11 protein-coding genes are annotated in these 13,104 nt (G+C 56.4%); 1 reads left to right on the top strand and 10 read right to left on the bottom strand.

The window, feature by feature from the left end; genetic code table 11:
• Entirely contained in the window at positions 1-651 is a 651-nt protein-coding gene (locus tag ACE418_RS05190; RefSeq protein WP_416449614.1) for an HAD family hydrolase, read from the top strand.
• A gap of 151 nt (positions 652-802) precedes the next feature.
• Here the strand turns inward: ACE418_RS05190 and ACE418_RS05185 are convergent, their stop codons facing one another.
• The 10 genes from ACE418_RS05185 to ACE418_RS05140 all read right to left on the bottom strand — a co-directional run bounded on the left by ACE418_RS05185 (position 803) and on the right by ACE418_RS05140 (position 13,099).
• Complete coding sequence (locus ACE418_RS05185) at positions 803-2,011, bottom strand: S-layer homology domain-containing protein (RefSeq protein ID WP_416449613.1); 1,209 nt, start codon at positions 2,009-2,011, stop codon at positions 803-805.
• Positions 2,012-2,032: 21 nt separating this feature from the next.
• On the bottom strand, positions 2,033-3,061 hold the full coding sequence (locus ACE418_RS05180; protein ID WP_416449612.1) for an S-layer homology domain-containing protein: 1,029 nt from the start codon (positions 3,059-3,061) through the stop codon (positions 2,033-2,035).
• 123 nt (positions 3,062-3,184) lie between these two features.
• Entirely contained in the window at positions 3,185-4,159 is a 975-nt protein-coding gene (locus ACE418_RS05175; protein ID WP_416449611.1) for an asparaginase, read from the bottom strand.
• A gap of 447 nt (positions 4,160-4,606) precedes the next feature.
• The gene (locus ACE418_RS05170) at positions 4,607-6,094 is read right to left on the bottom strand and encodes an amino acid permease (protein ID WP_416449610.1); all 1,488 of its coding nucleotides are present in this window, start codon (positions 6,092-6,094) and stop codon (positions 4,607-4,609) included.
• 258 nt (positions 6,095-6,352) lie between these two features.
• Positions 6,353-7,084, bottom strand: a complete 732-nt coding sequence (locus ACE418_RS05165) for an alpha/beta fold hydrolase (RefSeq protein WP_416449609.1) — start codon at positions 7,082-7,084, stop codon at positions 6,353-6,355.
• A 14-nt stretch (positions 7,085-7,098) separates the two neighbouring features.
• On the bottom strand, positions 7,099-7,500 hold the full coding sequence (locus ACE418_RS05160) for a hypothetical protein (RefSeq protein WP_416449608.1): 402 nt from the start codon (positions 7,498-7,500) through the stop codon (positions 7,099-7,101).
• Positions 7,501-7,509: 9 nt separating this feature from the next.
• On the bottom strand, positions 7,510-8,559 hold the full coding sequence (gene floA / locus ACE418_RS05155; RefSeq protein ID WP_416449607.1) for a flotillin-like protein FloA: 1,050 nt from the start codon (positions 8,557-8,559) through the stop codon (positions 7,510-7,512).
• A gap of 14 nt (positions 8,560-8,573) precedes the next feature.
• A complete protein-coding gene (locus ACE418_RS05150; protein ID WP_416449606.1) occupies positions 8,574-9,884 on the bottom strand; it encodes an NfeD family protein in 1,311 nt (436 codons plus the stop codon).
• An 18-nt stretch (positions 9,885-9,902) separates the two neighbouring features.
• Complete coding sequence (locus tag ACE418_RS05145; RefSeq protein WP_416449605.1) at positions 9,903-10,301, bottom strand: hypothetical protein; 399 nt, start codon at positions 10,299-10,301, stop codon at positions 9,903-9,905.
• A 215-nt stretch (positions 10,302-10,516) separates the two neighbouring features.
• The gene (locus tag ACE418_RS05140) at positions 10,517-13,099 is read right to left on the bottom strand and encodes an amino acid permease (RefSeq protein WP_416449604.1); all 2,583 of its coding nucleotides are present in this window, start codon (positions 13,097-13,099) and stop codon (positions 10,517-10,519) included.
• Positions 13,100-13,104 lie beyond the last annotated feature (5 nt).

Below are 13,104 nucleotides of genomic sequence, written 5' to 3'. Positions count from 1 at the left end.
ATGCAAAAATATAAAGCCATCGTCTTCGATATGGACGGCACCGTCCTGGATACGCTGGACGAATTGACGAAAAGCCTGAACTATGTTTTCGCCCGCCACGGCCTGCCCGCCATGACGCAGGAGGCCATCCGCCCCTGCCTGGGCTTCGGCTATGACGGCTTCATCGACAAGGCCGCCCCAGACGCACCGGAATCCCTGCGGCGGACGATGACGGATGAATTCATCGCCTACTACAGCGCTCACTGCCAGACGACGACCTTCCCTTACGCCGGCATCCCCCAGGTCCTGACCCGGCTGAAAGCGGCCGGCTACCATATGGCCATCGTCTCCAACAAAGGCCAGGGCGCCGTCTCGGAGCTGCACGATGAATATTTCAAGGACTATGTCGACTTCTCCTTAGGTGAAACGCCGATGTACCGCAAAAAACCGGCACCGGACATGGTCTGGGAAGCCCTGAAGCGCCTGGGCTGCGCCAAAGAGGACGCCATCTACGTCGGCGACTCGGAAGTCGATAAAGAAACGGCCGATAACGCCGGCCTCGACGCAGCCCTCGTCACCTGGGGTTTCCGCGACCGGGACTTCCTGAAAGCCCTCCAGCCGACATACCTCATCGACACACGGGAAGAACTGGGGGCCCTCTTTGGAGTATGAGGCTTCGTGGCTCGTGGCTAGTGGCTCGTGGCTAGTGGCTCGTGGCTAGTGGCTCGTGGCTAGTGGCTCGTGGCTAGTAAAAAAGAGAACTGTCTTATGACAGTTCTCTTTTTTTATACGAACAACGAACCACGAACCACGAGCCACTAAACTACTTCATCACGTCGTTCTGGACGGAGGTGATGGCGCTCGATGTGGCGTCATCTAAAAGGGTGGAATAGAGTTGTTTCGTTTCTTTTTTGGAATTTTCGCTTGTTGTCGTCGTGTCAGCCTCTGCGGTTTCTTCCGTCTGTCCCGCTACCTGGACGATAGGGGTCTTCCCGGCAACGGGTGCCGTTTCCAGGCGGACCCGTCCGGCGCCGACGCGTTTGGCCAGTTCAGCCAGCGTCGCTTTGCTGACGGGATGGCGGACAGTGAGGACGACTTGTTCATTGACATAGTCCGGCAGGGCGCCGACATAGTTCTGGACGCCTTCATTGTCGACGACGCAATGGATAGCCTTGGTCATGAGCTGGCTGTAGTCGCTGTGGCTCAAAGAGACGCGGCGTATCTTGATGGCCTGCGGTTTGGCTACATCCGTCTGAATGCGCTGTTTCAAGTATTTACTGGGTGCGCCTTTGATGCCCAGGACCAGGGTATCGCCATCCCAGTACATCGTACCGCTGCGGAAATAAATCGGCACCGAGCCGTATTCGGCATTGATGGCCTTGATGAGCTGCGATTCGACCTGGACGTGTGACGTATAGTCCCCGTCGGAATGCATGAGGCGGTAAAATACCTGGGCTGCATCGGCCCGGGTCATGCCTTCTTTGGGATGGAAATAATTGTCTGCCGGGACCATGATGTTCTTGCTGTGCAGGACGTCGATGGCCTTGGCATAGGCCGGATCAATCGATGCGGCATCGGCATAAGGCTTGACGGCCTGATCCGGATCAGCCAGCTGATTGTACTGCAAATACCGATAGATGACGTCGGCAAATTCTTCGCGGCTCACTGGATCTTCAGGATGGAAATTCCCATCCTGATAGCCTGCCAGGATGCCCTGGGCGGCGACGCTGTTCATGGCATCGCCAGCCGTACCGGACGAGACATCGCGGGCGCCGGCCGCTTCCACCGGTGCCAGTGGAATATTGGCTGCCGAATTATAGAGCAGCTGGGCCAGGTCGCCGCGGGTCAGGACCCGGTTCGGTTCAAAGGAATCGCCGGTGATAAAGGTCAGGCACTGCGTATCATAGAGGTAATCGACAGCAGCGCGGTCAGTCAGGCTGCCCAGGTCCGTGTAAGGAGCGTCGGCCGAAACGGCACTGACGGACAAGATGGCCGCAGCTGCCAGGACGGCAGCGATTTTGTTCCGTACCATGGAAATCCTCCTCTGCTGCGATTACTGAATGACGATGCGAAGGGCACTGCCCAAGGCTTTATTGAGGTTGTTCTGTGTTTCTTTGGAAATGGAGCTGACTGTGAGGACGACTTTTTCATTGAGGTAATCCGGTTCCGTCGAAACAGTGGCATTGGTAGCTTCCGTTGCCTTGTAAATCTTTTCGGCCTGAGCCATGAGGTTCTTATAGTCGTCATAGCTGTACGTCGATTTCTGGACATAGACCGATTCAGCCGGGATATCTTTGTCGGCTGCAATGGCATCGGCCAGTTTCTGTTGATTCTTCGGGTCTTTGACGCCGATGTGGAGCTTGTCGCCCTGCCAGTACATGATGCCGTCAGCAGCAAAGGTCTTGACCGAACCGTAGACGTCTTTGATGTCCTTGAAGGCCTTGGCTTCCAGGCCGTCCTGGCTCTGTGTCGTTTCCTTGACACCGGTCAGGATGCGGTAGAGGACGTTGACGGCTTCACCGCGGGTGACGTACTGTTTCGGGTTGAACATGTTGTAGTTGCCGCCCTTCATATAACCGGCAGCGGCCAGGGCATCGACGGCCTGACGGGCCCAGCTGGAAATCTTGGCTTCGTCAGCATAGGGAGCTGCCCCTTCGAGGGTGCTCATGCCTTTATAGGTCATGTAATTGTAAGCGATGACGGCGAATTCTTCACGGGTGATCTTCTGTTCCGGTTTGAACGTGCCGTTGCTGTAACCGCTCATGATCTGTTTATCTACCAAAGAAGCGATGGCCCGTTCGGACCAGCGGCCCTTGACGTCGCTGAAATTGGTCGTCTTGACTTTGGAGTCTTCGCCGATCATGTTGTTGATGATGGAAGCAGCGCCTTCACGGGTAATATCTTCGTTCGGGCGGAACTGGCCATTCGTGCCGCTGATGTAGTGGTTGTTATAAAAATACTGGATAGCGTCTTTGCCCCAGTAATTGCTGATGTCCGTAATGCCTGTCGATGCGGCAAAAGCCGATGTGCCGAGGGCAGCTGTCAGGGCCGTAATGACCATCAATTTTTTGTACTTGTTCATGATTATTCGCTCCTATCTATGTCAGTATACGGATACATGGATTGCATACCTATGTTTCATATCTTATTTATTTTATCACACCCCGCCTTATTAGGGAAGGCATAGAGCCGTGATTTGCAGGCCTCAATAGGCATCGAAAATAGCCTGTACCTTATCCCGGTCCGTCGTATGGGCCAGGGCCAGCTGCAAGAGGATCTTAGCCTTCTGCGGCGTCAGGGAGTCGGCCGTGACCGTTCCATCATAAGCAGGGACCTGGGTGACCATACCGCCCAGGGCGCGGGCGGCGCGGACGACGACGAGTCCCTGTTCCATCAAAGGCTGCAAGGCCTGCCAGACTGGTTCAGGTACCTTGCCATGGCCGAGACCGGCCAGGACGATGCCCGCCTTCCCGTCTGCCAGGCGGCATACGTCGTCGGCAGTGAGTCCTACGTAGGCATAGACGATGGCCACCGCCGGCAGTTCCTTAGGCGCAGCCAGGTCCGATGACCACGTGTGCTTGCGCAGGGGCTGTTGGTACAATCTGGGCCGGCCGTCCTGCATATAGCCCAGGCTGCCCATCTGACGGCCCTTGAAGGTATCGACATGGGTCGTATCGGTCTTTTCGACGAAGCGGGCACTGTGGATGGTGCTGTTCATGACGATGACGACGCCGTATTTCCCCAGTTCCGGCCAGGATGCAGCCTGAACGGCTTCCAGGAGGTTCAGCGGGCCATCGGCACTGATGGCCGTCGCCGGCCGCATGGAGCCCGTGAGGACGACAGGCTTGATGGTATGGACCGTGAGGTCGAGGAAATACGCCGTTTCTTCCATCGTATCCGTGCCATGGGTGATGACGATGCCGTCTACGTCTTCCCTGTCGGCTATTTCCTGGACCCGATTGGCCAGGGCCAGCCATAAATCTTCCGTCATATCTGAGCTGTCGATGTTGCAGAACTGCTCGCCCTGCACGTCGGCATAGTCCGCCAGCTGGGGCACAGCCTCCAGCAATTCGTCAATCGACGTCTGTCCGGCGGCATACCCCGTCAAGTCATCGGCCGACGCGGCCCTGCCCGCAATCGTCCCGCCGCAGGCCAATACATAGATCTTCTTTTTTTCCATTTCTCATAGCTCCCCTCTGCAATGATGATATGGTTCTACTTTACCACAAATTGGGGGCTAGTGGCTAGGGGTTAGGGGTTAGGGGTTAGGGGTTAGGGGTTAGCGGTTAGGGGTTAGGGGCTCGTGGCTAGTGGCTCGTGGCTCGTGGTTCGTGGCTCGTGGCTCGTGGCTCGTGGCCCGGCTCCCCTGCTAGGGGAGCTGTCAGCGCAGCTGACTGAGAGGTTGCTTTTTAACGAGAGACCTGCGGGCCGCCCGCTGTTGCTATTCGTCCGGGGAACTGTTCTTCACCTTACGGGTCAGAAAGGCTCTGGGCGTCCCCTACGGTATCGCATACAGGCGATGGAAAAGAACGCAGGCCGCTGTTCGCAGATGGCAGGCGGCTGACGGTAAGAAAAAGACCCGGCCAGGGGAGAGGGCGGGTCTTTTTCTTGCGATATATAGAATGCGTCAGTGTTCAATAGTGGAATGGGCCCCATCGCCGACGGGCGGCGTGCTGGGCGAATCGTCAGCGGCAGCAGCCTGAGCCGCTGTCAGCGTGCCCTTCTGGGCTTTGGTGATGATGCTGTGCTTATAGCCATAGCCGAAGTAGATGACCAGGCCAATAGCCAGCCATACGACGAAGCGGATCTGCGTAACCGTCGGCAGCATGATGACCAGGATGCCGCAGAAGAGAATCGACAGGATCGGGACCAGCGGTACGCAGGGGCAGCGGAACGGGCGGACGCGGTCCGGCGCTTTTTTGCGCAGGATGATGACCGATGCCGATACGATGATGAAGGCTGCCAGTGTGCCGATGTTGACCATTTCAGCGACGATGCCGATAGGAACGAGGCCAGCCAGGATAGACGATACGACGGCGACTAACAAGGAACTGCGGACCGGCGTCTTGGTCGTCTTATTGATGTGACCGAAGAAGCGCGGCAGCAGGCCATCGCGGGACATAACGAAGAGGATACGGCTCTGGCCGAGGCACATGACCAGGAGGACCGATGTGAGGCCGCAGATAGCGCCGACGGATACGGCAGCGGCACCCCAATGATAACCGACGAGCTGCAGGGCATAGGCAACAGGAGCGGCCGTCGTCTTGAACTGTAAGTACGGGACCATGCCGGTCAGGATCGCCGAGACGACGATGTAGAGAATCGTACAGATGACCAGCGATAAGATGATGCCGCGAGGCAAATCTTTCTGCGGGTTCTTGACTTCTTCAGCTGCCGTCGATACGGCATCGAAACCGATATAAGCAAAGAAGATGACCGATGCACCAGTAAAGACACCGGACCAGCCATAAGGCATGAACGGCGTCCAGTTAGCCGGTTCGACGTGGCTGATGCCGAGGGCAATGAAGAGGCCGACGACAGCCAGCTTGATGACGACGATGATGTCATTGACCAGGGAGCTCTGCGTGATGCCCTTCATATTGATCAAAGTGATAATCCAGATAATGGCCATGGCCGGCAGATTGATGAGGCCCCCTTCTTCCGGTGCCGTAATGAACTCTTTCGGCAGGGCCAGTCCCAAGTTGGTCAGGATATTTCCGAAATACCCGGACCAGCCGATGGAAACGGCGCTCAAGGCCAGGGTGTATTCCAAAATCAAATCCCAGCCGATGACCCAGGCCCAAAATTCACCTAAAGCCACATAGCCGTAGGTATAAGCACTGCCGGCTACAGGAATCATGGCAGCGAATTCAGAATAGCAAAGGGCTGCGCAGCCACAGGCCAGTGCGGCGATGATGAAGGAAATGACCAGCGCCGGGCCGGAGTAATTGGCCGCTGCAATCCCGGTCAGGACGAAAATCCCGGTCCCGACGATACAGCCAATCCCCAGCATGGTCAGGCCAAACGTCCCTAATACGCGGTTCATGCCGCCGTCCTGTTTCGTTTCCGATAGGAATTGGTTGATGCTTTTCGTTCGGAAAATATTCTTTGACATACTTATCCCCCCTGTTATACCTCCCCTGAGATATGGATGAGAACTATAAAAACTATAAAAACCGCAAAGGCGGGAAACGAATCATTTCTATCATAAAGATGACTGATTCTTATGTTTCCGCGCCCTTGCGGTTTCTGTTTATACGTACATTATACTCGTATTTTTAAATTTGTAAAGTATTATCCCGTAATTAATTTAATATTTTCCACAGAGAAAGGTTTTACTTCTTATTGTTTTTAAGTAAACCTCATTTTTTCTTTAATGAAGTTCTGCCCGGAGCCAGTTGACGGCATCGCCCATCATGTTGGTCGTGACGAAGTGGCCCAGGTCATCATAGACGATGGACTGGGTCTTGACGTCATCGCGCTGGGCCAGTTTTTCCAGATAAAGTTCCTGTGCTGCGCCGTCGACGACGTCATCGGCACCACCGCGGAGGGATAAGAGGGACCGGCCGCTGAGGCGATCCATATGGGTATAGGGGTCCATGGCAGCGAACTGCATCTGCATGAAACGGTAGGCCCTGGGCTTTTCGATGTGCAGGGCTGCCCGGAAGCGGCGTTCCGATTCATCCCACCAGCCGGAGCCATTCATGACGACAGCCGTCTTGAATTCCTTGAAAAGGCTCATAGCCCCCATAGCGGTGAAACCGCCCATGGAATGCCCCATGACGGCGATGGGCGTATCCGGCCAGTTTTCCTGAATATATTCCAGCATGAGCGGGACTTCCGTCATATTCTGGAAAATGGTCTGCCAAAAATCCGGATAAACCGATTTATCTTCATAGTCCAGGATGCCGCGGCGGCCATGGTTGACGGCGTCAGGAATGACGACATCATAACCGTAAGATGCCAGGATGCGGCCGCGGACGGCCTGGAATTCTTTCTGTGACGACCAGCCGTGATAGAACAGGACGACACCTTTCGCTTTTTCCCCGGACGTAATGACTAATCCCGGAATCCCCTTGATACCTACTTCTTTTTCTTGAATCATTTGTATAATCCTCTCTATTTTTTAATTAATCGCCGGCGGTACGCCAGCGGTTCCTGCCAGATTTCCGACCAGACGAAGCCGGCGTAGAGCTCCCGCGCCTGCGGCGTCAGCTGGCTCCAGGCCGCCGGACGGACACGGCGCGGTACGGATACGGGCGATGCCGCAGCCGGACGGGACGGCATCGCAGCCGGCACGATAGGCGGCGGCACCGGGACAGTCCTTTCCCGCGTAGAAGCCTCATTTCCAGCCGCTTCCTCCGCTCTTTCAGCCGGAGCCGGCGTCTTGGCCGGTGCGGGCTTACGCCGCGGCGGCACGGGAATCGGCCCTTTCCGCTTGGGATAGTGGCGGCGACGACGCAGCAGGTCCGGCAGGATCGCCATCAAGGCGAAGGCGATGATGAGCCATAACATATCCATAAAGCTCACCTACTTTTCCGGATGGCCTGCCGGCCCGCGGTCCTCATGATGCGCTTCCTGTCCCGTCGGGACCGACTGGGTCTTAGGGACGCCGGCCTGGGCGACGGCAGCACGCATGTCCGTATCGGCCATGATATTCTTCATATTATAGTAGTCCATGACGCCTAACTTGCCTTCGCGCAGGGCCTGGGCCAGGGCTAATGGGACTTCGGCCTGGGCTTCGACGACTTTGGCCTGCATTTCCTGGGTATACGCCTGCATTTCCTGTTCCTTGGCCACGGCCATGGCCCGCCGTTCTTCGGCCTTAGCCTGGGCAATCTGCTTGTCCGCTTCGGCCTGGTCGGTCTGCAGGCGGGCGCCGATATTGCGGCCGACATCGACGTCGGCAATATCGATGGACAAGATTTCAAACGCCGTCCCGGCGTCGAGGCCCTTGCTGAGAACGGTCTTACTGATTTCGTCAGGATTTTCCAGGACCTGCGAATGGTCCCGTGCCGAGCCGACGCTGGTGACAATGCCTTCGCCGACACGGGCGATGACCGTCGCTTCGCCGGCACCGCCGACCAGGCGGTCGATGTTGGCACGGACCGTAACCCGGGCGCGGACTTTCAGTTCGATGCCGTTCTGGGCGACGGCCGAAATGAACGGCGTTTCGATGACCTTGGGGTTGACGCTCATCTGGACGGCTTCCAGCACGTCGCGTCCGGCCAGGTCGATGGCACAGGCCCGTTCAAACGTCAGGGACATCGTCGCCCGGTGAGCGGCGATGAGCGCATCGACGACGCGGTCTACGTCGCCGCCGGCCAGATAATGGGCTTCCAGCTGGTTGACGTTGACGTCGAGGCCGGCTTTGTTGGCCTTGACCAGCGGCAGGATGATCTTAGACGGGATGACCCGGCGCAGGCGCATGCCGATGAGGTTGACGATACCGACGGATACGCCGGCGGCCATCGCCGAAATCCACAAACCGATGGGCACGAAGTGCAGGAACAGGGATATGATGATGACAGCGGCCACGATGATGATCAGCGGCACTGCCAAAAAGGATACGATAGACATAGGATACCTCCTTCTCAGGGTTTGGGATGGCGTTCCGGTTCCGGTTCAACGACGACATGGCTGCCTTCTACCCGGACGACGCGGACGATGACATCGCGGCCGATGAATGTGCCATTCGCCGTAGCATCGACCCGCTCCTTGCCGATGCGGATCGTCCCGGACGGACGCAGAATCGTAATGGTCTTGCCCCGTTCATAGAGATATTTGCTGTAATCGGCCTGCGCCGTATATCCCTTTTCTTTCGTCGAACGGTTCGTTAAGGTCAATTTTTCAAAAAGCCGGCTCTTGGGCAGATGCTTGCCGACAAGATAGAACAACAGAATCGCCAGGACCGTCCCGCCGGCCAGGATATACACGGCCTCATACGTAGCCCCCAGCATGAAGAACAGACTGCCGAACAGGAGGACGACGCCGGCCAGGCCGAAGATGCCGACCCCGGGGGAAGCCAGTTCCAACCCGATACAGAGCAGGCTGACGAGAAAGGCCGCGACGATCTTGAGGCCGTCTGCCAGGGATTCATTGCCTGAAAACAGCAGCAGGCCGCCGAAGACGAAGGCCGTAGCAATTCCGGCACCGATGCCGGCCATCTTGATTTCGGCCAGCAGGGCGGCGATGATCAGGGCCACGAAGAGCGTGCGGACATAGGGATTCTGCAGCACGCCGACGGCCTCATCGCGCCAGTCCTTGTCGACGTAGTTCAGCTGTGCATCCCCCAGGCTGTACAGCGCCAGGGCCTCTGAGAGGTCATCGGCCGACCCATCGGACACATTGAGTTCTTTCGCCTGTCCGTCGGATAAGGCCAGGATTTTTCCAGGTTCTGCATAATCGGGATAGCCCTGGGACTTGTCGACCATGGCTTCGGCAACACCCGGATTATGGCCATTCTGAGCCGCCGTCGCGCTGAATTCGGCTTTCAAGGCGGCAATGTTCTTCTCCGTGTTGGGAATCGGCTCAGCCGCCCCGATACTGCTGCCCGGTGCCATGATGATGTGGCGGCACGACAAGGCGATGAGCGCCCCTGCCGACCAAGCCCGTGAAGTGACGTAGGCCACTGTCGGCACATCGGCAGCCATGAGCATGTCCCGGATTTTCAGGGCACTGTCCACCCGGCCGCCTAACGTATTAATCGTAACGACGACTGCCGTATCCCCTTCTTCCGCAGCCTGGCGCAAGCCGCGCTGAATAAAGGCAGCCTGACTGCCATCAATATCGCCGGAAATCGGCAATACCCGGACGGAATCGGCCTGTACTACCGCAGCCGGAGCTGCTGCAGCCAGTGAAAAGAACAAGACGGCAGCGGTTATCATGCGCCATAGAAAGGTCATTCCCTCACCCGCTTTCATTCATTTGTTTTCGGCGTTCCCAATACATTGAAAATAGCCGGCACGCTGGAGTTTTTCCAATTCTTCCGGCGAAATGTTCCGGGCAGCCTGTTTTTCCAGTTCCTCAATAGGCTTGTCTTCAATCATATGAATCTTGTCGATGACAGCATCATAGACAGCAGGCGGCTTGTTCTCCTTGATCCATTCCAGCATATGGTCGAGCCACTTGCGGCAGGTCCAGGCTCCTTCGCCATGATTATGGCCGCGGAGTATCTGAATCTGGGCCTGTTCCGGAATCTTCGCCAAGAACCAGTTCCATCGTTCCCTGGCAATCAGGTAATGATAAAGTTCATCGACATCGCGCAAATGCTGTTCCCGAAGTTCCAGCGTATACCGCGACCAAAATAAACTGAGTGTCATAATGACTACCTCCAAGCTATATTTACAACTAGACTATCTTAAATTATTCTACACAGAATTGTCAAACTCCTGCTTAAAAATATAAAATCTTTGGATAATCGAAAAAGACGCTGCCCTTTCGGACAGCGCCTTTTCCCGAGAAAAAACCTCGCGGACCGCCTGCAGCAGCCCGTTCTCTGTTTAGGGAGAGAGGGTTATCAAATATTAAATATTTTTTAATTCGTAAATGCCGCTTCCATCGAGGCTGCCTTTTCCTGAGCTTCTTCCGCCGCTTCTTCGCCCATATAGGATTCAGCCATCTTGGCGATATCGTCTTCATGGACGCCCATATCGGCAATGCGCAGGTCGAGGTGCAAGGCCTTGGCCAGATAGCAAAGGCGGGCTGCACAATCTTCCGATGTAAAGCCGCCCATGGTCCGGGCCAGCTTGCCATAGAGGAAAGGATTCTTGCCGGCTTTGGCATCGACGACAACGGGAACGATAGCGGCCAGGAGGCATTCATCAGCCGGGAACGACAAGGGAGCTACGGCCTGTTTCAGGCCTTTGGCTACCTGGCATCCCGTTTCCGCACTGACCATGCTGCCGATGACACCGGCCAGGACTACTTTTTCCCAGGCTTCCTTATCGCTATGGTCGGCGCAGACAGCCGTCAATTTATCCGTCAAGATGTCGATGGCATAGAGTGCCATGGCATCGGTCAGCGGCTGGGCATCTGGCGACGTATAGGCGCTGATGCATTCGCACAGGGCGGCAAACCCGGAGACAGCCCGGTCTTTCTGACTCATGCCGGTCATGCAGTCCGGATCGACGAGGACGACTTTGGCCAGCAGGGCATCGTCACGGCTGCCATCAGGCAGGGATGCATCGAAGCAGGCTCCGGCGTGATACGTCGTCGGCACGAAGTTCAGCGGCATGATAGCCTTGCCCAGGGTACGGGCAGCGGCACTGGCAATCAGCTTGGCCCCTTCCATGACGGTATTGCCGCCGATGGCGACGAGGAAGTCGCTGCCGTTCTTGCGGATTTCGTCGACTGCCGAATCAGCTGTAATATCCAGGGATTTCCCGGTAATATGGGCGAAGCGGGCTACGGAAATGCCAGCGTCTTTCAGGCTCTTTTCGACTTCACTGACGATGTCCCGCCCATTGGTAGCGGCATCGGTGACGATCAGGGCTTTCGTCCCACAGGCCTTGAAGAGTTCTCCAGCCATACGGCGCTTGCCGGCGCCGAAGACGACGGAAACCGGCATAGAGAAGGAAAAGCTCAGCGGCTGCGATACATAAGTGACCGGCGCATCCGATTCGACATCGTGCAATGCAGCGGCCATAGCCTGACCGAAAGCCAGGTCGCCCGCTTCTTCGACGGCTTCATTATCCAGGGCGACGTCGATATGGGTAGCGAATTTGCTGCCGTATTTGGCCTTGCAATAGAACCCGAAGAGGACGCCCAGAATAGACCAGCCCAGGACCATGCCCCATTCCTGAGGAACCAGGGTAGCGCCGGAACCAGGGATCATGTACATGACAACCATGAAGCCCGACATGAGGATAGCCATGGCGCCGACCAGTTTGTAATGGCTGACCTTATAAGGACGGGCCATTTCCGGAGCCTTCTTGCGTAGGATAACGAAGGAAATAGCGACCATGCAGTACGCGACGCAGCAGCCGAAGTTGCCGGCATCGACGACCCAGACCAGCATCTTCTTGCCGAAGAACGGCGCGATGATGGACAAGAGGCCGATGAGCAGAAGCGCATTGATCGGCGTCTTATATTTGTCGTGTAATTTGGCAAAGACGTGCGGAATCATGTACGATTCAGCCATGGAATACATGGCACGGCTGCCGCCGATGAGGAAGGAGTTCCAGCTGGTAATGATACCGCAGAGGCCGCCGATGATGAGGACCTTGGCCATAATGGAACTGCCAAAAGCAACGGCCATGGCATCGGCTGTGACCAGACCGCCAACGCCTTTCATGGCGACGGCGATTTCCGAATTATTCATGACATAGCCGACACCGAAGATGATGAGGGCATAGAAGAGGACGGCCAGGACGATGGACAAGATGAGGATGCGGCCGATCTTCTGCAAGGAGACGGAAATTTCTTCCGCTGCCTGCGGGATGACGTCGAAGCCGATGAAATAGAACGGCGTCATGACGGCAACGGCCAAGGTCCCTTTGACCATATCCGTCGTCGTAGCCCCCATGAAGAGCTGCCCTTCGAGGTTAGCCGTCGTGCCGGTCAGCGCCGATGCAGCAATGAGCAGGATGCCGACGCCGCCGATGATGACCGTCAGGATCGTCTGCAAGATAGCTGCCGTCTTGGTCCCAACGATGTTGATAGCCGTAATGAAGACAGAAACCAGAATAGCTACGGCCAGCCAGGAAGCATAAATATCAAAACCGGCAACGGTATAAAGATAGCCCGTCAGGAAATCAGGATAAATATAAGCGACGATGGTCGGCAGGGCGCAGGCTTCAAAGCAGACGACACTGACATACCCTAAGACGATCATCCAAGTACAAATAAAAGAACCAATGGGCCCCATGGCCTTATAACTGAAGACGTGTTCGCCGCCGCACTGCGGCATAGCCGACGTCAGTTCGGCATAGGTCAGGCCGACGAAGAAGATCATGATGCCGCCGATAGCGAAGCCCAGCATGGCACCGAGGACGCCGCCTTCCATGATCCAGTCACCGGTCGATACGACCCAGCCCCAGCCGATCATAGCGCCGAAGGCGATGACCAGGACGTCCCAGGCACTCAGGACTTTATCAAAATCAGACTTTTTTGTAGCCATCTTTC

Source organism: Megasphaera jansseni (assembly GCF_047974155.1).
GTDB lineage: Bacteria > Bacillota > Negativicutes > Veillonellales > Megasphaeraceae > Megasphaera.
This window is presented reverse-complemented; position numbering and strand designations above follow the sequence as displayed.